The organism is Pseudomonas sp. GW822-FHT02E03 (assembly GCF_058802325.1).
This window is the reverse complement of sequence record NZ_JBXAOA010000007.1, coordinates 66,989-88,316: the sequence shown is the minus strand read 5'-3', so window position 1 is coordinate 88,316 and position 21,328 is coordinate 66,989. Positions and strand designations below refer to the sequence as shown.

General features: G+C 61.2%; 24 protein-coding genes and 1 pseudogene. 12 read left to right on the top strand and 13 right to left on the bottom strand.

The window, feature by feature from the left end; genetic code table 11:
* Positions 1-197 precede the first annotated feature (197 nt).
* From AC1RQB_RS07880 to AC1RQB_RS07865, 4 genes are all read left to right on the top strand, one after another.
* A complete protein-coding gene (locus AC1RQB_RS07880) occupies positions 198-440 on the top strand; it encodes an exodeoxyribonuclease VII small subunit (protein ID WP_007894317.1) in 243 nt (80 codons plus the stop codon).
* Positions 437-1,324, top strand: a complete 888-nt coding sequence (gene ispA / locus AC1RQB_RS07875) for a (2E,6E)-farnesyl diphosphate synthase (protein ID WP_063342403.1) — start codon at positions 437-439, stop codon at positions 1,322-1,324. Before AC1RQB_RS07880 ends, ispA begins: the two co-directional genes overlap by 4 nt.
* A gap of 91 nt (positions 1,325-1,415) precedes the next feature.
* Positions 1,416-3,314, top strand: coding sequence for a 1-deoxy-D-xylulose-5-phosphate synthase (dxs, locus tag AC1RQB_RS07870; RefSeq protein WP_063342402.1), 1,899 nt, complete (start codon positions 1,416-1,418; stop codon positions 3,312-3,314).
* Between the two features lie 159 nt (positions 3,315-3,473).
* Complete coding sequence (locus AC1RQB_RS07865) at positions 3,474-5,357, top strand: TonB-dependent receptor domain-containing protein (protein ID WP_063342401.1); 1,884 nt, start codon at positions 3,474-3,476, stop codon at positions 5,355-5,357.
* A 108-nt stretch (positions 5,358-5,465) separates the two neighbouring features.
* On the opposite strand, the gene AC1RQB_RS07860 is transcribed toward AC1RQB_RS07865, so the two are convergent.
* The 12 genes from AC1RQB_RS07860 to nrdR form a co-directional block, all read right to left on the bottom strand.
* A complete protein-coding gene (locus AC1RQB_RS07860) occupies positions 5,466-6,266 on the bottom strand; it encodes a cobalamin-binding protein (protein WP_063342400.1) in 801 nt (266 codons plus the stop codon).
* Entirely contained in the window at positions 6,266-6,685 is a 420-nt protein-coding gene (locus AC1RQB_RS07855; RefSeq protein WP_007906826.1) for a hypothetical protein, read from the bottom strand. Before AC1RQB_RS07855 ends, AC1RQB_RS07860 begins: the two co-directional genes overlap by 1 nt.
* Positions 6,682-7,299, bottom strand: a complete 618-nt coding sequence (gene ribA, locus AC1RQB_RS07850; protein WP_007906827.1) for a GTP cyclohydrolase II — start codon at positions 7,297-7,299, stop codon at positions 6,682-6,684. Before ribA ends, AC1RQB_RS07855 begins: the two co-directional genes overlap by 4 nt.
* A gap of 279 nt (positions 7,300-7,578) precedes the next feature.
* Positions 7,579-8,292, bottom strand: coding sequence for a substrate-binding periplasmic protein (locus AC1RQB_RS07845; protein WP_081235357.1), 714 nt, complete (start codon positions 8,290-8,292; stop codon positions 7,579-7,581).
* A gap of 47 nt (positions 8,293-8,339) precedes the next feature.
* Complete coding sequence (locus tag AC1RQB_RS07840) at positions 8,340-8,843, bottom strand: phosphatidylglycerophosphatase A family protein (RefSeq protein WP_008073949.1); 504 nt, start codon at positions 8,841-8,843, stop codon at positions 8,340-8,342.
* The gene (thiL, locus tag AC1RQB_RS07835; RefSeq protein WP_063342399.1) at positions 8,840-9,805 is read right to left on the bottom strand and encodes a thiamine-phosphate kinase; all 966 of its coding nucleotides are present in this window, start codon (positions 9,803-9,805) and stop codon (positions 8,840-8,842) included. Before thiL ends, AC1RQB_RS07840 begins: the two co-directional genes overlap by 4 nt.
* Before the next feature lie 28 nt (positions 9,806-9,833).
* Positions 9,834-10,334: a transcription antitermination factor NusB gene (gene nusB / locus AC1RQB_RS07830; RefSeq protein WP_007906833.1), complete on the bottom strand. Its 501-nt coding sequence runs from the start codon at positions 10,332-10,334 to the stop codon at positions 9,834-9,836.
* Positions 10,331-10,807, bottom strand: a complete 477-nt coding sequence (ribH, locus tag AC1RQB_RS07825) for a 6,7-dimethyl-8-ribityllumazine synthase (RefSeq protein WP_003228649.1) — start codon at positions 10,805-10,807, stop codon at positions 10,331-10,333. The genes nusB and ribH overlap by 4 nt, the downstream gene beginning before the upstream one ends.
* Positions 10,808-10,898: 91 nt before the next feature.
* Positions 10,899-11,990, bottom strand: a complete 1,092-nt coding sequence (gene ribBA / locus AC1RQB_RS07820; protein WP_007906834.1) for a bifunctional 3,4-dihydroxy-2-butanone-4-phosphate synthase/GTP cyclohydrolase II — start codon at positions 11,988-11,990, stop codon at positions 10,899-10,901.
* 31 nt (positions 11,991-12,021) lie between these two features.
* Positions 12,022-12,684 carry a riboflavin synthase gene (locus AC1RQB_RS07815; protein WP_007906836.1) on the bottom strand — a complete coding sequence of 221 codons (663 nt, stop codon included), beginning with the start codon at positions 12,682-12,684 and terminating at the stop codon, positions 12,022-12,024.
* A gap of 47 nt (positions 12,685-12,731) precedes the next feature.
* The gene (gene ribD, locus AC1RQB_RS07810; protein WP_063342398.1) at positions 12,732-13,865 is read right to left on the bottom strand and encodes a bifunctional diaminohydroxyphosphoribosylaminopyrimidine deaminase/5-amino-6-(5-phosphoribosylamino)uracil reductase RibD; all 1,134 of its coding nucleotides are present in this window, start codon (positions 13,863-13,865) and stop codon (positions 12,732-12,734) included.
* Positions 13,862-14,326, bottom strand: a complete 465-nt coding sequence (gene nrdR / locus AC1RQB_RS07805) for a transcriptional regulator NrdR (RefSeq protein ID WP_007906838.1) — start codon at positions 14,324-14,326, stop codon at positions 13,862-13,864. Before nrdR ends, ribD begins: the two co-directional genes overlap by 4 nt.
* Before the next feature lie 117 nt (positions 14,327-14,443).
* Between nrdR and AC1RQB_RS07800 the strand changes: the two genes are divergently transcribed.
* The 3 genes and pseudogenes from AC1RQB_RS07800 to trxA all read left to right on the top strand — a co-directional run bounded on the left by AC1RQB_RS07800 (position 14,444) and on the right by trxA (position 16,543).
* Positions 14,444-14,908 carry a YbaY family lipoprotein gene (locus AC1RQB_RS07800; protein ID WP_008008962.1) on the top strand — a complete coding sequence of 155 codons (465 nt, stop codon included), beginning with the start codon at positions 14,444-14,446 and terminating at the stop codon, positions 14,906-14,908.
* Positions 14,905-15,555 (top strand): annotated as a pseudogene (locus AC1RQB_RS07795) (class I SAM-dependent methyltransferase); the annotation flags it as partial. The gene AC1RQB_RS07800 and the pseudogene AC1RQB_RS07795, both read left to right, overlap by 4 nt.
* A 115-nt stretch (positions 15,556-15,670) precedes the next feature.
* Positions 15,671-16,543: a thioredoxin gene (trxA, locus tag AC1RQB_RS07790; RefSeq protein ID WP_063342397.1), complete on the top strand. Its 873-nt coding sequence runs from the start codon at positions 15,671-15,673 to the stop codon at positions 16,541-16,543.
* A 115-nt stretch (positions 16,544-16,658) separates the two neighbouring features.
* Here trxA and AC1RQB_RS07785 read toward each other — a convergent pair whose 3' ends face one another.
* A complete protein-coding gene (locus tag AC1RQB_RS07785) occupies positions 16,659-17,006 on the bottom strand; it encodes a hypothetical protein (protein ID WP_008073938.1) in 348 nt (115 codons plus the stop codon).
* Positions 17,007-17,140: 134 nt separating this feature from the next.
* On the opposite strand from AC1RQB_RS07785, the gene AC1RQB_RS07780 reads away from it, so the two are divergent.
* The 5 genes from AC1RQB_RS07780 (at position 17,141) to AC1RQB_RS07760 (ending at position 21,299) form a co-directional block, all read left to right on the top strand.
* Positions 17,141-17,734, top strand: a complete 594-nt coding sequence (locus AC1RQB_RS07780; protein WP_008073936.1) for a DUF2796 domain-containing protein — start codon at positions 17,141-17,143, stop codon at positions 17,732-17,734.
* A gap of 136 nt (positions 17,735-17,870) precedes the next feature.
* Positions 17,871-18,581 (top strand): ABC transporter ATP-binding protein, encoded by a 711-nt coding sequence (locus AC1RQB_RS07775; RefSeq protein WP_063342396.1) that lies wholly within the window; start codon positions 17,871-17,873, stop codon positions 18,579-18,581.
* A 1-nt stretch (position 18,582) separates the two neighbouring features.
* Positions 18,583-19,848 carry an ABC transporter permease gene (locus tag AC1RQB_RS07770; protein WP_063342395.1) on the top strand — a complete coding sequence of 422 codons (1,266 nt, stop codon included), beginning with the start codon at positions 18,583-18,585 and terminating at the stop codon, positions 19,846-19,848.
* 11 nt (positions 19,849-19,859) lie between these two features.
* Positions 19,860-20,378 carry a DUF3299 domain-containing protein gene (locus AC1RQB_RS07765; protein WP_032830564.1) on the top strand — a complete coding sequence of 173 codons (519 nt, stop codon included), beginning with the start codon at positions 19,860-19,862 and terminating at the stop codon, positions 20,376-20,378.
* Between the two features lie 222 nt (positions 20,379-20,600).
* On the top strand, positions 20,601-21,299 hold the full coding sequence (locus AC1RQB_RS07760; RefSeq protein ID WP_008073932.1) for an OmpW/AlkL family protein: 699 nt from the start codon (positions 20,601-20,603) through the stop codon (positions 21,297-21,299).
* Positions 21,300-21,328 lie beyond the last annotated feature (29 nt).

Genomic DNA, 21,328 nt, shown 5'->3' with positions numbered 1-21,328 from the left:
AATTGCTGGATGCGGTATGCCTGAAGAAACGCGGTGTCTGGTTTAGGGGCCGCTCCGCGCCCCAGCGGGAGCAAGCTCCCTCGCCATAGGGTGTGTTTTCACCCGGAAACCGTAGCGTCATAGACCCCTCTTATTTGCCCATACCCCCTATGTCTGCTAGTGTCGCGCCGGTTTAACGTCAACCGGAAATAGCCGCCATGGCCCGCAAAAAAGCTGCACTGGATTTCGAACAATCCCTCGCCGACCTGCAAACGCTGGTGGAGCGTCTGGAGAACGGCGAATTGTCGCTGGAAGACTCGCTGACCGCTTTCGAGCAGGGCATCGGGCTGACCCGCGATTGCCAGGCGGCGCTGGCTCAGGCCGAGCAGAAGGTTCAAGTGCTGCTCGAGCGTGATGGTGAGCTGGCCGAGGAACCCTTCGACGCGGATCAGCCCGAATGATTGCGGCGTATTCGGCATCCAGCCAGGCTCGCGTCAACGCGGCACTGGAAACCCTGTTCAACCCGCCGAGCCCCGAGCTCGCCCGCCTTTACGAAGCCATGCGCTACAGCGTGATGAACGGCGGCAAGCGCGTGCGTCCGTTGCTGGCTTACGCCGCGTGTGAGGCGTTGGGCGGCAAGGCCGAGCAAGCCAACGGCGCGGCCTGCGCGGTGGAGCTGATCCACGCCTATTCGCTGGTGCACGATGATTTGCCAGCCATGGACGACGATGATCTGCGTCGCGGCCAGCCGACTACGCATAAAAAATTCGATGAAGCCTGCGCAATCCTTGCCGGTGACGGTTTGCAGAGCCTGGCCTTCAGCGCCCTGCTCGACCCGCGCCTGAGCAGTTGCGACGCCGAAACCCGTCTGCAGATGGTCAGCGCCCTGGCGTTGGCGGCAGGCCCGGCGGGCATGGTCGGCGGGCAAGCAATCGATCTCGGTTCGGTGGGTCTGAAGCTCGATCAAAAAGCCCTTGAATACATGCACCGGCACAAGACCGGCGCGTTGATCGAAGTCAGCGTCAAGCTCGGTGCCCTGGCCAGCGGTCATGCGCCGAAGGACGAACTGAAGTCCCTGCAAAGTTATGCACAGGCCATCGGTCTGGCATTTCAGGTCCAGGACGACATTCTCGACGTTGAAAGTGACACCGAAACCCTCGGCAAGCGCCAGGGCGCCGATATCGCTCGGGACAAGCCGACCTACCCGGCCCTGCTCGGTCTTGATGCGGCCAAGGCCTATGCGCTGGAACTGCGCGATCAGGCCCTGCATGCGCTGCGACCGTTTGACGCGGCGGCTGAGCCATTGCGCGATCTGGCCCGGTACATCGTCGATCGCCGCAGCTGACGGCGTATCCGCCAAAAAAAACCAACGCGTGGGCAGGGGGCGATGCATCAGGTAAACTGCCGCATCTTTTATACCTATAACGATTCGCCTGATGCCCACGACGTTTCATGAGATTCCCCGCAAGCGCCCGACCACGCCCCTGCTCGACCGTGCCAACACGCCGGACGGCCTGCGCCGGTTAGGCGAAGCCGAGCTGGAAACCCTGGCTGATGAGTTGCGCCTGGAATTGCTCTACACGGTCGGTCAGACCGGCGGGCATTTCGGTGCCGGCCTGGGCGTCATCGAGCTGACCATCGCGTTGCATTACGTCTTCGACACCCCGGACGACCGGTTGGTGTGGGACGTGGGTCATCAGGCCTACCCGCACAAAATCCTCACCGGCCGTCGCGAGCGCATGAGCACCCTGCGCCAGAAGGACGGCGTTGCCGCCTTCCCGCGTCGTTCCGAGAGCGAGTACGACACCTTTGGCGTCGGCCACTCCAGCACCTCGATCAGCGCAGCGCTGGGCATGGCGATTGCCGCCCGCCTGCAACACAGTGATCGCAAGGCGATCGCGGTGATCGGCGACGGCGCACTGACCGCCGGCATGGCCTTTGAGGCGCTGAACCACGCGCCGGAAGTGGACGCCAACATGCTGGTGATCCTCAACGACAACGACATGTCGATTTCGCGCAACGTCGGCGGGCTGTCGAACTATCTGGCGAAAATCCTTTCCAGCCGCACTTACGCGAGCATGCGCGAAGGCAGCAAAAAGGTCCTGTCGCGCCTGCCCGGCGCCTGGGAAATCGCCCGTCGTACCGAAGAATACGCCAAAGGCATGCTGGTCCCCGGCACGCTGTTCGAAGAGCTGGGCTGGAATTACATCGGCCCGATCGATGGTCACGACCTGCCGACCCTGATCGCCACCCTGCGCAACATGCGCGACCTGAAAGGCCCGCAATTCCTGCACGTGGTCACCAAAAAAGGCAAAGGCTTCGCTCCGGCGGAAGTCGACCCGATCGGTTACCACGCCATCACCAAACTCGAACCTGTGGATGCTCCGGCCGCCGCGCCGAAGAAAGCCGGCGGGCCGAAGTACTCCGGTGTGTTCGGTGAATGGCTCTGCGACATGGCCGCGGTCGATCCGCGCCTGGTCGGGATTACCCCGGCGATGAAGGAAGGCTCCGACCTGGTGGCCTTCAGCGAGCGCTTCCCGGAGCGCTATTTCGACGTGGCGATTGCCGAGCAACACGCCGTGACCCTCGCCGCCGGCATGGCCTGCGAAGGCGCAAAACCGGTGGTGGCGATCTATTCGACCTTCCTGCAACGCGCTTACGATCAGCTTGTGCATGATGTGGCGGTGCAAAACCTCGACGTGCTGTTCGCCATCGACCGTGCTGGTCTGGTGGGCGAAGACGGCCCGACGCACGCGGGTAGCTTCGACCTGTCGTTCCTGCGTTGCATCCCCGGCATGCTGGTGATGACCCCGAGCGACGAAAACGAACTGCGCAAAATGCTCAGCACCGGCCACCTGTACAACGGCCCGGCGGCGGTGCGTTATCCGCGCGGCACCGGCCCGAATGCGCCGATCGCGAAAGACCTCGAACCGATTGAAATCGGCAAGGGTGTCGTCCGCCGTCAGGGTAACAAAGTCGCCCTGCTGGTGTTCGGCGTGCAACTGGCTGAGGCACTGAAAGTCGCCGAGAAGCTGGATGCGACCGTGGTCGACATGCGTTTCGTCAAACCGCTCGACGAAGCACTGGTTCGCGAAATCGCTGGCAGCCACGAGTTGTTGGTGACCGTCGAAGAGAACACCATCATGGGCGGTGCCGGTGGTGCGGTCAGCGAGTTCCTCGCCCGCGAGAACATCCTCAAGTCGGTGCTGCACCTGGGCTTGCCGGACACCTATGTGGAGCACGCCAAGCCTGCGCAAATGCTGGCCGAATGCGGACTGGATGAGGCAGGGATCGAAGAAGCGGTGCGTCAGCGCCTGCAACTGCTGAACCTCTAAGACATATACAAAACCTGTGGGAGCGGGCTTGCCCGCGATAGCGGAATGACAGTCGACTTATTCATTGACTGACACTCCGTCATCGCGGGCAAGCCCGCTCCCACAGAGTTTTGTGCAGCCTCAAGAATGTGTTCACTTTAAAGCGCCAACGGATCATCCATGAAACTCTCCCCTTTTGCCCTGACGCTGACCCTCCTGCCGGCCGGCCAACTCTTGGCCGACACCTTCGAACGCGACCAGGCCCTGAAACTGCCGGACGTGCTGATCAGCGCCAACCGTCAGGTCGAAGCGCGCAACGACAGCAGCGCCGCCAACACCGTGTTCACTCGCGACGACATCGACCGTCTGCAGCCGAGCAGTGTCACTGACCTGCTGCGCCGGGTACCGGGTGTACAGGTCGGGCAAACCGGCGGGCGCGGCAGTCTGCCGGGGGTCTACATTCGCGGTACCAAGTCGGCGCAAAGTCTGGTGTTGGTCGACGGCCAGCGCATCGGCAACTCGACCTCCGGTGACAGCAACCTGCAACACATCAACATCGAACAGGTCGAGCGCGTGGAAGTGCTGCGCGGCTCGCGCTCAGTGATTTACGGCAGCGATGCGATTGGCGGGGTGATCCAGATCTTCACTCGCCGTGGCGACGAACAAGGCCTGCAACCACGCATGCACGTGGGGGTTGGCAGCAACCAGACCTGGGAACGCAGCCTTGGATTGTCTGGCGGCGACGCGCAGACCCGCTTCAATCTCGGTGCCAGCCTCGATGAAACGGCAGGCATCAATCGCACTCACCAGTCTTATCCCAGTGATGGTGATCACGATGAATACCGCAATAAGTCGGTCAGCTTAAGCCTGAGTCACGCCCTCACCGATGACATCGAAGTCGGCGCCAATCTGCTGGATAACCAGGGCAAAAGCGCATTCGACAATCCGTTCGGCCGCTTCGACATGAACACCTTTGAATCGGTCCAGCAACAGCCCTACAGCGAGTTCTCTGTGAGCAGCGTCAGCAGTTATGTCGACGCGAGGATCAATGACCGGTGGAAAACCCGCGTCGAGCTCGGCCATAGCGAAAACCGTGAGAAGACACTCGACAAGCTCAGCGACGAGCGCAGCGTGTTCAACACCTACCGCGATTCGGTGAATTGGCAAAACGACCTGACCCTGGATGAACGCAACAGCCTGATCCTCGGCGGCGACTGGTACGAAGACCGAATCAACAGCAGCACAGCGTTCGACGAAGACAGCCGCTGGAACCGTGCAGTGTTTATCCAGCATCGCTATCAAGCCGACAGCTTCTCTACCGAACTGGGCCTGCGTCGCGACCAGAACCAGCAGTTCGGCAGCCAGAACAGCTGGAGCGGCACCTTCACGCTGCCGCTGAACCCGGACAACGATGTCTTGTTGACCTACAGCGAAGGCTTCCGCGCACCGACCTTCAACGACCTGTACTACCCGGATTTCAGCAATCCGGATTTGAAACCCGAAACCTCGAAAAGTTATGAGCTGCAATGGCGCAGTCAGCTGACAGAAACCAGTCGCCTGGAAGCTTCGCTGTACCGCACCGATCTGCAAGACGCGATTATTTTCGGCAGCAACAACCGCCCGGCGAACGTCGCCTCGGCGCGGATCAACGGTTTCGAAGCGGCCTTGAAACAAGAGCTGTTCGGCTGGCAGAGCAACCTCGGCGTGGCGATCATCGACCCACGGGATCGCGACAGCGGCCACACCCTCGCCCGTCGTGCACGGCGGACTTTGAGCCTGGACCTGGATCGGCAGTTCGACCGGCTCGGCCTCGGTGCCAGTTGGCAAGCGGTGAGCAGCAGTTATGACGACGAGAACAACCAGCAGCCGTTGGGCGGGTATGCCTTGTTGGGGTTGCGCAGCAGTTGGGCGCTGAATCGCGAGATCAAGCTGGAATTGAAGGTCGACAACCTGCTGGACAAGGGTTACAGCCGGGCGTTGTACAGCCATGACGGCAGTCAGTATGGGTATCGCGAGGAAGGTCGGGCGTGGATGTTCGGGGTGACCTGGACGCCGGGGTTTTGACCAGAGATTGTGGTGTTTGAGCCGGCCTCATCGCGGGCAAGCCCGCTCCCACAGGTTCAGTGTGATCCCTGTGGGAGCGGGCTTGCCCGCGATGAATGCGCCTCGGTCTTAATGGTCGGGCGCGATCAACTGGCACAACTTGGCCGTCGCTTCGATCATCTGCCCACTCGGCCGCTCCAGGCCTTTGTCCGTCACCAGCAGCAATTGCCCCTGCGCCACCGCCGTCACCTGGGGCCAGGCCTTCCACGCATCGAGCTGCGCCTGATCACTGGCCAGAATCACCTCGGGATTGCGCTGCAACACCGCCTCCACACTGACCTGCGGTGCAGGCTGCGTCAGGTCGGCAAACACATTGCGCGCCCCGCACACCGCTAGAGCATCGCTGATGATCTGCCCGCCGCCCACGGTGTACAGGGGCCGATCCCAGACTTGATAAAACACCCGTATTGGTTCATCCCTTCGATAACGCTGGCGCAGGGAATCGAGTCGTTGACGCAGATTTTCGGCCAATGAAACGCCACGCTCCGGTCTTCCGAGCTGCGTAGCGATCACTTCAATCTGGGCGGCAAGTTGTTCGAGGTTGTGGGGTTCGGCGACATAGGTGGGAATGTTCAGCCGTTTGAGCTGCTCACGCTGCGCCGGCCCCACACTGCCCGGCCACAACAGCAACAGATCGGGCTTGAGGCTGAGCAATCGCTCCATGTCCAACTGACCGTAGTTGCCAACAGAAGGAATGTCTTTGAGGTCAGCGGGACGTTCGCCAGCATCCAGCACACCGACCAGAAGGTCAGCCGAGTTCAGCTCAACGACAATCTCGGAAAGCGACGGTGCCAGACTGACGACCCGCTCAACCGCAGCCGCCGAACCGCTGACAGCCAGCAGCGACACTGCCAGCCAGATGCTGCGCATCAGCCGAGTTGACGCGGGATACGGTAGAGGTAGAACAGCACGGTGGTCGACAGCGCCAGCAGCACCAATGGAACAGCTTCAAGACCGACGAACACCGCCAGCGCACCGATCCAGGCGGGCAGGCCGGCCGCCAGAAACGCGGTGCGGCGTTTCGCGGCCAGGGCGATCCAGGCGTCGGGTTCATCAGGGGTATCGAGGGCTTTCTGGGTGGCGATCAGCGCGTGTTTGTAGCCGCCGAAAAACTTCAGGCTGACAAACATTGAGGCCACACCGGCGATAAACAATGGCATGGCCAGCACCGGCACAATCGCCTCGCCCTGGCCGAATACGCCGTTGATCACGAACAATGGCACCAAGGCCAGCGCCAGGTATTGCCACCAGTTGACGGACAGTCGCCGCCGTACCTGACCGCGGGTCACGCCCGGTCAACCTCGCCCTGATGCTCGTTGCCCATCATATGGTCGAGCTTGCTCGCCTTGGTCGCCAGATAGAGTTTGTTGTGCGGGTTGTGCCCGGTGTGCAACGGCACGCGCTCGGCAACCACGATGCCCATGTCGGTCAAGGCTTTGACCTTGCGTGGGTTGTTGGTCATCAGACGCAAGGACTTCACGCCCAGGTGCTCCAGCATCGGCAGGCACATGGCGTAGTCGCGCTGGTCGGCGGCGAAACCCAGACGCTCGTTGGCTTCAACGGTGTCGGCACCGCCGTCCTGCAATTCATAGGCGCGGATCTTGTTCAGCAGGCCAATGCCGCGACCTTCCTGACGCAAGTAGAGCAACACGCCACGGCCTTCACGGGCGATCGCCTGCAACGCCGCTTCAAGTTGCGAACCGCAGTCGCAACGCTGGCTGAACAAGGCATCGCCGGTCAGGCATTCGGAGTGCAACCGGCCGAGTACCGGAGCACCGTCGGCAAATTCACCCAGGCTCAGTACTACGTGCTCGCGCCCGTTCTCTTCATCGAGAAAGCCATGCATGGTGAATTGCGCAAAAGGCGTTGGCAGCTTGGAAGCGGCGACAAAAACGACAGGCACCGGTGTGCTCCTGATCTATAAGTACTGAAGATTCGCAGAGGCGGCATTGTAACAGCACGTTCCTACAGACGCTTAGGCTGAATTATGGGGCATAACGATCAAAAAGTTTGATCATCGGGTCGACGCGATACATCCCTGTAGCAGCTGGCGAAGCCTGCGTTCGGCGGCGAAGCCGTCGTGAAACCTGTCGACTCGGTCAATCTGACACACTGCAGCGCCTGAATTTACGACGGCTTCGCCGCCGAACGCAGGCTGCGCCAGCTGCTACAAGAGCTGTACTCAGTTCGACTCAAATGGATAGGGTTGCTTCCAGCGTTCGAAAATCGGTTTCAACCGGCCATTTTTGACCAATACTTCCATGCGCTGATCGAACAGCGCCATCAAGGTGCGAGCCCGAGGTGTATCGGCGAAGCACAGGTAAAGCGGCAATTCCGCGATATGCGTGCGGCGAAACTGCGACGGGTCCTTGGCTCGGCTAACGATGTTATCGATTTCTGTCAGTGCATCGATGTAATAGTCGGCGCGATTGTGGGTCAGCATCGACACAATTCCCGTCCGCCGCACGACTTCGTTATAGCGCTGCACATTGGGCAGATAAGCCTGGTACTTGTAGCCGCGCACCCAGGCCAATCGATAGTTGCCCAGGGTTTGCAGGGTCGGCGCCGGATTGCTGGCCAGACCCAGTGCATAGATCGGATCGGTATCGAAACTCCAGCGCGGATAGAGCACGTCGCTGACTTCATCCCGATAGGCACCGACACAAGCGTCCACTTCGCCACGCTGTGCAAGGCCCGTGGCGCGTGTATACGGTTCGGTTCGAATATCCAGTTTGACGCCCGCCGGCTCGAACACTTCGCGCAACACGTCCCAGCCCAAACCATGGCCATCGGCGGCGGTAAAGTCTTCCCAGGCTTCGCTGGCGAGGTGAATCACGGACGGCGTCGTCGGTGCATCCCCCGCCTGGGCGAACGAGCAAAATAGCGCGAAAACCATCAGCAGCAACCCGCGTCGCGCTATCCCCGGTTCTCTCACTTGGCGCCTCAGACGAAAAACCACACCAGCCCTTGCATCGCCAACCACGCAAATACGCCTGCCAGCACGTCGTCGAGCATGATCCCGACACCACCGTGCACATGCCGGTCGATCCAGTGAATCGGCCAGGGCTTGAGGATGTCGAAGAAGCGGAACATCAGGAACCCCGCCAGCAACCAATACCAGCCTTCCGGTACCAGCCACAGGGTGATCCACATCCCGACCATTTCGTCCCAGACGATGCCTTCGTGGTCGTGCACGCGCAAATCATCGGCGACCTTGCCGCACAGCCAGAAGCCGAACAGCATGGTGATGCCGAGCATCAGCCAATAACCCCAATCGGGCAGCATCTGCCACAACGGAATGAAGGGTAACGCCACTAACGAACCCCAGGTGCCCGGCGCTTTTGGCAGGGTGCCCGAGCCGAAGCCGAACGCCAGGAAATGCCAAGGGTTGCGCCAGACCGACGGCGGTACGAACTCCGCCGGGACCTGTTTGGGATGATCTGTCACGGTGTCTCCCGAAAATGTTGATAGCCCCGGATTGATGGGGTGATGTCGTGTCCGTCGGCGTCCAGCAACGTCACGCCCTGCCCCGCTACGACCCGCCCAAGCACATGGATCGGCCAGCCGTCCGCCAGCAATGATGGCAACTCGGCGGGCGGCAAGGTGAAGGCCAGCACGTAATCGTCACCGCCGCTCAGGGCGGCTTGCTCAGCGCCAGACTGACCGAGGAAGGCCAGCAGCGCCTTCGACAACGGCAGCTTACTGCGCTCCACCTGAACCCCGACTTTCGACGCCAGGGCAATGTGCCCGCAGTCGGCGAGCAGCCCGTCGGAGATATCCAGCGCCGCAGTGGCTCTGCCGCGCAACGCCTGGCCCAACGCCAGCTGCGGTTGCGGCGACCAGTAATGGGCACGCAACGGATCAGCGATGGCCGGTTCAGCCATTCGCTGGCCGAGCACCAGCGGCAATGCGCCCGCGCCGTTACCCAGCTCTCCGCCCACGCAGAGCAAATCGCCCGGTTGAGCGCCACTGCGGGTCAACGCCAGACCGGCCGGCACCCGACCGAACACGGTCATGGTCAGGCTCAACGGCCCGCGGGTGGTATCGCCACCCACCAGCGCCACCCCGCAATTTTGCGCCATGAGGTTCAAACCACGGGCGAAGGCTTCCAGCCAATCGGTGGTCACCGTCGGCAAGGTCAGGGCAAGGGTAAAGGCAATGGGAGCGGCGCCCATGGCGGCCAGATCACTGACGGCCACAGCCAGCGAGCGCTGACCGAGCAGAAACGGGTCACAGGGATCTGCGAAATGCACACCGGCCACGAGCGTGTCGGTGGAAATCGCCAACTGTTCCCCGGGAGGAACAGCCAGCAAGGCGCAGTCATCACCAATCCCAAGGGCAACGCCTTCGCCGCCCTGCGCACAAGGCGCGGCGGCGAAGAAATTGCGGATCAGCTCAAACTCGCCCATGGCTTCGTGTCGACATTCCAAGCGCCGATCAGCGCTTGAACGCCTTCACTTCAGCTTCACGCAGACGCGGGGCCAGCTTGTCGAGCACACCGTTGACGAACTTGTGGCCGTCGGTGGAACCGAAGACTTTCGCCAGTTCGATACCTTCGTTGATCACAACGCGGTATGGCACATCAACGCGCTCGAGCAGCTCCCAGGTGGACAGGCGCAGAACGGCCAGTTCAACCGGGTCCAGCTCTTCGATGGTGATGTCCAGGCATGGCGCCAGTGCGGCGTCGATCCGGTCCTTCTGTGCCGGAACCCCATGCAGGATTTCACGGAAGTAGGCGCCGTCGACATCGCTGAAATCGTTATCGACCCGAAACTGCGCTTCGATCTCGTTCAGCGACTGCTTGGCCATGTGCCATTGGTACAGCGCCTGAGTCGCGAGCTGACGGGCTTCGCGACGCTTGACGCTTTTCGATGGCTTGCCGGCATCCGCAGGCTTTGGATCGCGCGGGTTGAAACGATCACTTTCGTCGCTAATCACTTGGCCTCCAACTGCGCCAGCAGGCTGACCATTTCCAGGGCGGACAGGGCAGCTTCAGCACCTTTGTTACCGGCCTTGGTGCCGGAACGTTCGATGGCTTGTTCGATGGAATCAACGGTCAGTACGCCGAAAGCGACCGGTACGCCGAACTCCATGGACACCTGGGCCAGGCCCTTGGTGCATTCGCCCGCCACGTATTCGAAGTGCGGAGTACCGCCACGAATGACTGCGCCCAGGGCGATGATTGCCGCGAACTCGCCCTTCTGAGCGACTTTTTGCGCAACCAGCGGGATTTCGAAGGCGCCAGGCGCACGGATGATGGTGATGTCGCTTTCGCTCACGCCATGGCGAACCAGGGCATCAACTGCACCGCTGACCAGGCTTTCAACGACGAAGCTGTTGAAACGGCCCACTACCAAAGCGTAGCGGCCTTTAGGGGCGATGAAGGTACCTTCGATGGTCTTCAGGGTCATTCGTTAGATCTCTTAAAGAGCCGGGACGCGTTTTCTACGCGTCCCTCAGTGATGTGTTAACCGCGAATACAGGCCCGCAAATTGCCGGTCATTATTCGGAGGGCACGTATTCTACAACTTCCAGATCGAAACCGGATATCGCATTAAATTTCATCGGCGCACTCATCAGGCGCATTTTGCGCACGCCAAGGTCGCGAAGGATCTGCGAACCGGCACCGACGATGCTGTAGGTGGTCGGTTTTTTCACTGCGCTGTGATCCGCGGTTTCGCGAATGTGCGCCAGCAATACGTCGCCATCGAGCGGGTGACCGAGCAACAGCACCACGCCGCTGCCAGCCTCGGCAACCGCAGCCATGGCGGCGCGCAGGCTCCAGCGGCCGGGTTGCTTGACCATCAACAGGTCACGCAGCGGGTCCATGTTGTGAACCCGAACCAACGTCGGCTCTTCGGCGCACACGGTGCCCAGGGTCAGAGCCATGTGCACGTCGCCTTCCACCGAATCACGGTAGGTCACCAGGTTGAACTGGCCCAATTCGCTGTCCAGCGGCTGCTCGGCAATCCGCTGAACGGTACGTTCGTGGATCATCCGGTAGTGAATCAGGTCGGCGATGGTGCCGATCTTGATGTTGTGTTCGGCGGCAAACGCTTCGAGTTCAGCGCGACGGGACATGGTGCCGTCGTCATTCATCACTTCGCAGATCACACCGCTCGGCTCGAAACCGGCCATGCGCGCCAGGTCGCAGGCCGCTTCGGTATGACCGGCGCGGGCCAGCGTACCGCCGGCCTGTGCCATCAGCGGGAAGATGTGGCCGGGGCTGACAATGTCTTCAGCCTTGGCGTCTTTGGCGGCAGCGGCTTGCACGGTGCGCGCACGGTCGGCCGCGGAGATACCGGTGGTCACGCCTTCGGCGGCTTCGATGGACACGGTGAACTTGGTGCCGAAACCGGAACCGTTGCGTGGCGCCATCAACGGCAGCTTGAGCAGTTCGCAGCGCTCGCGACTCATCGGCATGCAGATCAGGCCACGGGCGTGCTTGGCCATGAAGTTGATGTGTTCAGGCTGGCAGCACTCGGCGGCCATGATCAGGTCGCCTTCATTCTCGCGGTCTTCGTCATCCATGAGGATGACCATCTTGCCTTGGCGGATGTCTTCAACCAGTTCTTCGATGCTATTGAGCGCCACAAGGCACCCCCCTTCTTTCGAAATTTGAGCTTCAGGATTTGAGGTAGCCGTTGGCGGCCAGAAAGCTTTCAGTGATGTTACTGGATGTGGGCTCTGCAGCCTTGTCGCCGAGCAGAAGGCGCTCCAGATAACGGGCCAGCAAGTCGACTTCCAGATTCACCCGGCGACCCGGCTGGTACGACGCCATAATGGTTTCGCTCAAGGTGTGCGGAATGATGGTCAGCAAGAACTCGGCGCCATCGACTGCGTTCACGGTCAGGCTGGTGCCGTCGACGGTGATCGAGCCTTTATGGGCGATGTACTTGGCCAGGTCTTTCGGGGCACGGATGCGGAACTCCACAGCGCGAGCATTTTCGGTGCGGGCAACCACTTCGCCCACGCCATCGACGTGACCGCTGACCAGATGCCCACCCAGACGCGTGGTCGGGGTCAGGGCTTTTTCCAGGTTCACCGGGCTGCCGCTTTTCAGGTCATTCATGGCGGTGCAGTCGAGAGTTTCGCGACTGACGTCCGCCGCAAAGCCATTGCCCGGCAATTCAACCGCGGTCAGGCACACGCCATTGACCGCAATGCTGTCGCCCAGTTTGACGTCGCTCAGGTCGAGCTTGCCGGTTTCTACGTGGACCCGCACATCTCCGCCTTTTGGGGTCAATGCACGAATACTGCCGATGGATTCGATGATGCCGGTAAACATGGAGTCCTCCTCGAGAACAGAGCCAGCGCTAGAGCAATGGCCAGGAATTATACGCTCGCCGATGGCACAGGGATGGCAGTGACTCGCCAGTCATCGCCAACCGCACGGATTTCGGTGATTTTGAGCTCGGGCGCGTCTTTCATCTGCGCCAGTGGCCAGTCCAGTAAGGGTCGGGCCGAGGAGCCGAGAAACTTGCCGGCGATGAAGATCTGGAATTCGTCCACCAGCCCGAGCTGGGCAAATGCGCCAGCCAGTCGTGGGCCGGCCTCGACCAGCACGTCATTGACGCCACGATTGGCGAGTTCGACCAGCAACTGATGCAGATCGACCTGGCCATCATCGCCCGGCACGATCAGGCATTCCGGGCCGTTGGCGTATTGTTCTTCCACCGCGACACACGTGGCGACCAGTGCCGGACCGGCCTTGAAGAACGGTGCATTCAGCGGCACCCGCAGGCGACCGTCGATCAGCACGCGAAGCGGCGGACGGCTCATGGCCAAGGCCGTTTGTTCAGCGTCCAGACCCAACTCGTCGGCACGCACGGTCAAACGCGCGTTGTCCGCCAGTACCGTGTCGGCGCCAGTCAGCACCACGCTGGCCTCGGCGCGCAAACGCTGTACCGCCGAACGCGCCGCCGGCCCGGTGATCCACTGGCTCTCGCCACTTTCCATCGCCGTGCGACCGTCGAGGCTCATCGCCAACTTGACCCGCACGAACGGCAAGCCATGTTCCATGCGTTTGAGGAAGCCTTGATTGAGCTTGCGCGCCTCGCCTTCCAGCACGCCGCTTTCAGTGGCGATACCGGCCTGGGCCAGGCGCTGCAGACCGCGACCGGCGACTTCCGGGTTCGGGTCCTGCATCGCCGCAACGACGCGCGCCACACCGGCATTCACCAATGCATCCGCGCAGGGTGGTGTACGGCCGTGGTGGCTGCAAGGTTCAAGCGTCACGTAAGCCGTGGCGCCCCGCGCCTTGTCGCCAGCGGCGCGCAGGGCGTGGACTTCGGCGTGGGGCTCACCGGTGCGCACATGCCAGCCTTCGCCGACAATCTGCCCGTCACGCACCACCACGCAGCCAACCCGGGGGTTGGGATGCGTCGTGTAATGACCTTTGCGCGCCAGTTCCAGGGCCCGGGCCATGTAATGCGCGTCGAGGATGGCTTGTTCGGGGGAGGTGGTCATTCTTTCACCGGCTCACGGGCGAGGCGATCGATCTCTTCGCGGAACTCGTTGAGGTCCTGGAAGCGTCGGTACACCGAAGCGAAGCGGATATAGGCGACTTCATCAAGCTTCTTCAGCTCGGCCATCACCAGTTCGCCGACCACGAGGGATTTGACCTCGCGCTCGCCCGTGGCGCGCAGCTTGTGTTTGATGTGCACCAGCGACGATTCGAGGCGCTCGACACTCACCGGGCGCTTCTCCAGCGCCCGCTGCATGCCGGCACGCAGTTTTTCTTCGTCGAACGGCTGGCGACTGCCGTCGGTTTTGATCAGGCGCGGTAACACCAGTTCAGCGGTTTCGAACGTCGTGAAACGTTCGCCGCAGGCCAGGCATTCACGCCGGCGGCGCACCTGTTCGCCCTCGGCGACCAGACGCGAGTCGATGACCTTGGTGTCGTTGGCACCGCAGAAGGGACAGTGCATGGTGGCAGGCAACAAAAAATGGGAGGGCCATGGTAGCGCATCCCCGTGGCAAGACAAGCCATAGGGTTTGCGGTATACAGACTGGCTGTTTATGGATTTCGTTTGCTGGAGCCGCCAATGTCTTTACGACCACTCATTTTGCTCAGTCTTTTCAGCCTGTTGGTGGCCTGTGGCAGCGATGCGCCCAAGCCCCAGCCGCCAACGCCCGGCCCTGCACCGCAACAGGCGCAGAAGAAAGCCAAGGCATCGGCCGAGCTCGGTCCGCTGCCGGCTTACCAACGTGAAATCAGTGGCACCCTGCTGGGCGTGCCGGCCGATGCCGAAGTCGAACTGGCGTTGCTGGTGATCGACGAAAAGGATCGTCCGCAACTATTGCTCGCCAGTGCCAACCTGATCGGTACCAATCAAGTGTTGCCGTTTCGCCTGCGCTTCAACCCTGAATCCTTTCCGGCCGGCGCCCGCGTCGAACTTCGCGGCCGCGCCAGCCAGTCCGGGCAGTTGATTCTGCATCTGCCGGCGCAAATGATCACACAGCCAACCACCCAGGCATTGGGTCAGCTGCAATTCGTCAAAGCGCCATGATTGCACCGCTCGACCTGCAACAGGCGTTAGGTGAGCTGCTTGGGGATGCACAGCTTATAGCCTGTGAGTTACCCGGCACCGAACTGAAACTGTGGCTGATCGATGGCGACAATATGGATCGCGCCTTCAGCCCGGAAGAAACCCGGCGCATTCTTCACGAACCGCCATATTGGAGTTTCTGCTGGGCCAGTGGGCTGGCCGTGGCGCGTTATCTCGCCGAGCACCCGCAATGGGTCGAAGGTAAACGGGTGCTGGATTTCGGCGCCGGCTCCGGGGTGGCCGCGATTGCGGCGGTGAAAGCCGGGGCACTGGAAGTGGTGGCCTGTGACCTGGACCCGTTGGCGATTGCCGCGTGTCGGGCGAACGCCGAACTCAATGGCGTGCAGCTCAGCTACTCGACGGACTTTTTCACCGAGGCCGATCGGTTTGATCTGATTCTGGTGGCCGACGTGTTGTACGACCGGGCAAACCTGCCGTTGCTCGACGAGTTTCTCAGCCGTGGCCGGGAAGCGTTGGTGGCGGATTCGCGGGTGCGCGATTTTCGCCATCCGTTGTATCAGCGCATTGAAATGCTGGAGGCAATGACCTTGCCGGATCTGGCCGAACCCGAAGAGTTTCGGCATGTGAGCCTCTATCACGCGCGGCGTGGCTTGCCCGCGAAGACGTCCCGTCAGGCAGCGCATCACTCAATGGCCACCCCGCTTTCAGCCACCCCCCACCAAGCCTTATAGTGACCACATCCACGCTTTTACGAGATCCCCCATGAGTCAGGAAACGCCGTACATTTTCGACGCCACGACTGCCGATTTCGACCAGTCGGTGATCGAGAACTCTTTTCACAAACCGGTGCTGGTGGATTTCTGGGCCGAATGGTGTGCGCCGTGCAAGGCCTTGATGCCAATGCTGCAAACCATCGCCGAGAGCTATCAGGGCGAGTTGCTGCTGGCCAAGGTTAACTGCGACATCGAGCAGGACATTGTTGCGCGCTTCGGCATTCGCAGCCTGCCGACTGTGGTGCTGTTCAAGGATGGTCAACCGGTGGACGGTTTTGCCGGTGCACAACCGGAGTCGGCAGTGCGCACCATGCTCGAGCCCCACGTGCAAATGCCGCCGCCCGCTGCGGCCGACCCGTTCGAACAGGCTCAGACGCTGTTCGATGACGGCCGTTTCGCCGACGCCGAAGCCACGCTCAAAGTACTGCTGGCTGAAGACAACACCAACGCCAAGGCGCTGATTCTCTACGCCCGCTGCCTGACTGAGCGCGGCGAACTGGGTGAAGCGCAAATCGTGCTCGACGCGGTCAAGACCGATGAGCACAAGGCTGCCCTGGCTGGCGCCAAGGCGCAGATCCAGTTCCTCGGTCAGGCCAGGGATTTGCCGGACGCGGCAGACCTGAAAGCCCGTCTGGCGAAAAATCCGCAGGACGATGAGGCTGTCTATCAACTGGCTATCCAGCAACTGGCCCGTCAGCAATACGACGCGGCGCTGGATGCCTTGCTGAAGCTGTTCATCCGCAATCGCAGCTACAGCGAAGGCTTGCCGCACAAGACCTTGCTGCAAGTGTTCGAACTGCTGGGCAACGATCACCCGCTGGTGACCACGTACCGTCGCAAGTTGTTTGCTGCGCTCTATTAAGATCAAAAGATCGCAGCCTTCGGCAGCTACAGGGGAATACAGATCCCGCGTAGGAGCTGCCGCAGGCTGCGATCTTTTTTGCGGCTTACTCGATCCGTCCGTGTGAACCCGATTCCTACGCAGGCTCGATCCAGTGGTACAGCGGTGTATCCCCGCCGCTCACCACTTTGACGTCTGCACAGTGGCGCAAGCGCACCAACAAGCGCTTGCCCGCCGCTGCGCTGCCGGTCAGCCCTTCCAGCTGCTCCAGCAAATCCGGCCCGCTCAATTGTCCGGCCTTGCGCAGCAACTCTTGGGCGATCTGCCACAGCGCATCGTCCTGATTCACCGGTTTGGCGGGCGCAACACTCGCCTCCGGTTTTGCTGCCTGCAACTGCGCACCGAGCTGCGCCCAGTCGCCTTCATCCAGTTCCAGCGTCAAATCCACCGGCCAGTCGCCGATGCTTCCGCGTATTCGCAACATAAGTCTGCTCCTGCCATACCTGACTCGCATGCTCCCATGGGTCTTGCGCAACGCCAAGCAGACGGTCAAACTCTCCGCACTTTCGTTATAAGATTACATAACAAACTTTTCATTTTACTTTCCGGAGACCCGTCATGCGCCGTCTGCTGCTCGCTTTGCCGTTTGCCTTGTTGCCGCTGGCTGTCGCCCATGCGGCGGTCGAGCATGATCACGATCATGATGAACATGGCAGCCTCAGCGCCCACGAACATGGCGTCGGTCGCCTGAATGCGGCGCTGGATGGCCAGACTCTGGAGCTGGAGCTGGAAAGCCCGGCGATGAACCTGGTGGGTTTCGAACACGCCGCCACCACTGACGCCGACAAGGCCAAAGTCGCCGCCGTCCGCACGCAGCTGGAAAAACCGCTGGTGCTGTTCAACCTGCCAAAAGCCGCCGGTTGCGTGGTCGCGACTCAGGAACTGGAAAGCCCGCTGTTCGGTGACAAACCGGATGCCGACGATGACCACGACGAAGCGGACAAGGACGGTCACGAGCACCACCATGACCACAGCGAGATCCACGCCCATTACCAACTCAGCTGCTCGGCCCCGGGCGCGCTGAAGACCCTGGACCTGGCGAATATCTTCAACACATTCCCGGCCACCCAGAAGATTCAGGTACAACTGATCAGCCCGAGCGGGCAGCAAGGGGTTGAAGTAACAGCCAAGGCTGCAGCCCTGAAATTCTGATCCGACACACCAATCCAATGTGGGAGCGGGCTTGCTCGCGAAGACGGCAGCACATACAGCAATGATGTGACTGAAATACCGCTTTCGCGAGCAAGCCCGCTCCCACAGGGTTCACCACCAACCTGACCGGTTTCACATGACCCAAGCACTCATCGAACTGTCCGACCTGGGCTTCAGTTGGCCCGGTCATCCGCCACTGCTGGACATCCCGGCGTTTCGTCTTATGCCAGGTGAAACCCTGTTCCTCAAAGGCCCCAGCGGCAGTGGCAAGACCACCCTGCTCGGCCTGCTCGGTGGCGTGCAAAAGCCAGATCGCGGCAGCATTCGCCTGCTTGGCCAGGAGCTGACCGAACTCTCTGCCGGTGCCCGCGACCACTTCCGCGTCGATCACACCGGCTACATCTTCCAGCAGTTCAACTTGCTGCCGTTTCTCTCGGTACGCGAGAACGTCGAGTTGCCCTGCCACTTCTCCAAACTGCGTGCCGAACGGGCGAAACAGCGCCACGGCAGCGTCGATCGAGCCGCGGCCACCCTGCTCGCCCACTTGGGCCTGAAGGATGAAAACATCCTCAGCCGCCGCGCCGATTCGCTGTCCATCGGCCAGCAGCAACGGGTCGCCGCCGCACGTGCGTTGATCGGTCAGCCGGAACTGGTGATCGCCGACGAACCGACCTCGGCGCTGGACTACGACGCCCGCGAGAACTTCATTCGCCTGCTGTTCGCCGAATGCCGCGAAGCCGGGTCGAGCCTGTTGTTCGTCAGCCATGACCAGAGCCTCGCGCCGCTGTTCGATCGCCACCTGTCGCTGGCCGATCTCAATCGCGCCGCCACCCCGTCCGAGGTTTGAGATGTATTTGTTTCGTCTAGCCATGGCCAGCCTGGCTAACCGTCGCTTCACCGCGATCCTCACCGCGTTCGCCATCGCCCTGTCGGTCTGCCTGCTGCTGGCCGTGGAGCGGGTGCGCACCGAGGCCAAGGCCAGTTTTGCCAGCACCATCAGCGGCACCGACCTGATCGTCGGCGCGCGTTCCGGCTCGGTGAATCTGCTGCTGTATTCGGTGTTCCGCATCGGCAACGCCACCAACAACATCCGCTGGGACAGCTTCGAACATTTCGCCAACAACCCGAAAGTGAAGTGGGCGATCCCGATGTCCCTCGGCGATTCCCATCGCGGATATCGGGTGATGGGCACCACCGAGGCGTACTTCGAGCATTACCAGTACGGCCATCAACAGCACCTCGAACTGGCCGACGGCCGTGCCTTCGCCAGCGATCCGTTCGAAGTGGTGCTCGGCGCCGAAGTGGCCAATGCACTGCATTACAAGCTCGGCGACAAACTGGTGTTGGCCCATGGCGTAGCGGTGATCAGCCTGGTCAAACACGACGACAAACCGTTCACCGTGGTCGGCATTCTCAAACGCACCGGCACCCCGGTGGACCGCACGCTGCACATCAGCCTCGGCGGCATGGAAGCGATTCACGTCGACTGGCACAACGGCGTTCCGGCACGTGGCAACGGGCGGATCAGTGCCGACCAGGCGCGCAACATGGACCTGACGCCGCAAGCGATCACCGCGTTCATGCTCGGCCTCAACAGCAAGATTTCGACGTTTGCGCTGCAACGGGAGATCAACGAATTCCGTGGCGAACCGATGCTGGCGATCCTCCCGGGTGTGGCATTGCAGGAGCTGTGGAGTTTGATGAGCACGGCGGAAAAAGCCTTGTTCGTCGTCTCGCTGTTCGTAGTACTGACCGGGTTGATCGGCATGCTCACGGCGATCCTCACCAGCCTCAACGAGCGGCGCCGCGAGATGGCGATTCTGCGTTCGGTGGGCGCGCGGCCGTGGCATATTGCGACCTTGCTGGTGCTGGAAGCCTTTGCCTTGGCGTTGTCCGGGGTGATTGCCGGTGTGGCGCTGTTGTATGTGTGCATCGCTGTGGCGCAGGGTTACGTGCAGGCGAATTATGGCTTGTACTTGCCGCTGGCCTGGCCAAGTGAATATGAATGGACGCTGCTCGGTGGCATCCTGATCGCCGCGCTGCTGATGGGCAGCGTGCCGGCCTGGCGCGCGTATCGCCAATCCTTGGCCGATGGCCTGTCAATCCGACTATGAGGACATTAATGATGCCCCGCGCTGTGCTTGCGCTATTGATGCTGGTTGCCCTTCCGCTGTGGGCGGCCGAGCCAAAAGACCTGACCTGGTCGGAGATGATCCCGCCGGATGCGGCGCCAGAAGTGCCGAACATGACGCCCCTGCATGACCTGTCGAAGATGAGCGATGCGTTGTCCGCAGAATCGGCGCCAGCGGCCAAGCAGGACATGCCGAACGCGCCGGTGGTGAAGAGCCTCGACGGCAAGAACATTCGTTTACCGGGGTACATCGTGCCGCTGGAAGTCAGTGAAGAAGGTCGTACCACGGAGTTTCTGCTGGTGCCATATTTCGGCGCCTGCATCCATGTACCGCCGCCACCGTCGAACCAGATCGTGCATGTCAAAAGCGAAGTCGGCGTGAAGCTTGATGAGCTGTATCAGCCGTACTGGATCGAAGGTTCGTTGCAGGTGAAAGCATCCACCAGCGAGTTGGCAGATGCCGGGTATCAGATGGAGGCGGACAAGATTTATGCGTATGAACTGCCGCAGTGACCGGTAGTTATGTTTTGATAGTGAGGACACCTTCGCGGGCAAGCCTCGCTCCTACAGAGGCCACGCAAGCCCCGTAGGAGCGAGGCTTGCCCGCGAAGAGGCCATCAAAGGTTCCGCAAAAATCAAGGCCATCACTGTTTCATTGAGCTGAGTCAAAAGACCGTATCAGTTGGATCCCTACCATTGGACATCGAACATTTTTAACGTCCTTTGGAGCCCCCCATGCACAAGTCCTTGCTCTGCGCTTCGCTGTTCGCCCTCGCGCTCGCAGCCCCGCTCGCCCATGCTCACACCGCCGGTGACATCCTCGTTCGGGCCGGTGCGATCACCGTCAACCCGGATGCCGACAGTTCCAGCGTCAAGGTCGATCAAGGCCCGCTGAAGGGCGCCGATCTGGGTGGCAAGGCCACCATGAGCAGCGACACGCAACTGGGTCTGAACTTCGCCTACATGATCACCAACAACCTGGGAATCGAACTGCTCGCGGCCTCGCCGTTCGAGCATGACGTGAAGCTCAAAGGCACCGCGCTCGGCGCCGCCAACGGCAAACTCGGCACGCTCAAACACCTGCCGCCGACCCTGAGCCTGGTCTACTACCCACTCGATTCCAAGTCCGCGTTCCAGCCGTACATCGGCGGCGGTATCAACTACACCTGGATCTACGACGAACACGTCAGCAGCGAAGCCGCCGCCAACGGTTTCAGTAACTTCAAGGCGGACAGTTCCTGGGGTCTGGCCTGGCAGGTCGGTGCCGACTACATGCTGACCGACAACGTAATGATCAACGCCCAAGTGCGCTACATCGACATCGACACCACCGCGACCGTGGAAAACAACGCCGTCGCACCGGGCACCCGGGCCAAGGTCGACGTTGATGTGGACCCGTTCATTTACATGGTGGGTTTGGGTTACAAGTTCTAAACACCCGCTGCAAAAAAAGGCGCCTCGAC

Bases quoted from the DNA above. Each gene is read 5' to 3' on its own strand.
- AC1RQB_RS07880 (WP_007894317.1), top strand. From the start codon at position 198: ATGGCCCGCAAAAAAGCTGCACTGGATTTCGAACAATCCCTCGCCGAC.
- ispA (WP_063342403.1), top strand. From the start codon at position 437: ATGATTGCGGCGTATTCGGCATCCAGCCAGGCTCGCGTCAACGCGGCA.
- dxs (WP_063342402.1), top strand. From the start codon at position 1,416: ATGCCCACGACGTTTCATGAGATTCCCCGCAAGCGCCCGACCACGCCC.
- AC1RQB_RS07865 (WP_063342401.1), top strand. From the start codon at position 3,474: ATGAAACTCTCCCCTTTTGCCCTGACGCTGACCCTCCTGCCGGCCGGC.
- AC1RQB_RS07860 (WP_063342400.1), bottom strand. From the start codon at position 6,266: ATGCGCAGCATCTGGCTGGCAGTGTCGCTGCTGGCTGTCAGCGGTTCG.
- AC1RQB_RS07845 (WP_081235357.1), bottom strand. From the start codon at position 8,292: ATGGTTTTCGCGCTATTTTGCTCGTTCGCCCAGGCGGGGGATGCACCG.
- thiL (WP_063342399.1), bottom strand. From the start codon at position 9,805: ATGGGCGAGTTTGAGCTGATCCGCAATTTCTTCGCCGCCGCGCCTTGT.
- ribH (WP_003228649.1), bottom strand. From the start codon at position 10,807: ATGACCCTGAAGACCATCGAAGGTACCTTCATCGCCCCTAAAGGCCGC.
- AC1RQB_RS07815 (WP_007906836.1), bottom strand. From the start codon at position 12,684: ATGTTTACCGGCATCATCGAATCCATCGGCAGTATTCGTGCATTGACC.
- ribD (WP_063342398.1), bottom strand. From the start codon at position 13,865: ATGACCACCTCCCCCGAACAAGCCATCCTCGACGCGCATTACATGGCC.
- nrdR (WP_007906838.1), bottom strand. From the start codon at position 14,326: ATGCACTGTCCCTTCTGCGGTGCCAACGACACCAAGGTCATCGACTCG.
- AC1RQB_RS07800 (WP_008008962.1), top strand. From the start codon at position 14,444: ATGTCTTTACGACCACTCATTTTGCTCAGTCTTTTCAGCCTGTTGGTG.
- trxA (WP_063342397.1), top strand. From the start codon at position 15,671: ATGAGTCAGGAAACGCCGTACATTTTCGACGCCACGACTGCCGATTTC.
- AC1RQB_RS07785 (WP_008073938.1), bottom strand. From the start codon at position 17,006: ATGTTGCGAATACGCGGAAGCATCGGCGACTGGCCGGTGGATTTGACG.
- AC1RQB_RS07780 (WP_008073936.1), top strand. From the start codon at position 17,141: ATGCGCCGTCTGCTGCTCGCTTTGCCGTTTGCCTTGTTGCCGCTGGCT.
- AC1RQB_RS07775 (WP_063342396.1), top strand. From the start codon at position 17,871: ATGACCCAAGCACTCATCGAACTGTCCGACCTGGGCTTCAGTTGGCCC.
- AC1RQB_RS07770 (WP_063342395.1), top strand. From the start codon at position 18,583: ATGTATTTGTTTCGTCTAGCCATGGCCAGCCTGGCTAACCGTCGCTTC.
- AC1RQB_RS07765 (WP_032830564.1), top strand. From the start codon at position 19,860: ATGCCCCGCGCTGTGCTTGCGCTATTGATGCTGGTTGCCCTTCCGCTG.
- AC1RQB_RS07760 (WP_008073932.1), top strand. From the start codon at position 20,601: ATGCACAAGTCCTTGCTCTGCGCTTCGCTGTTCGCCCTCGCGCTCGCA.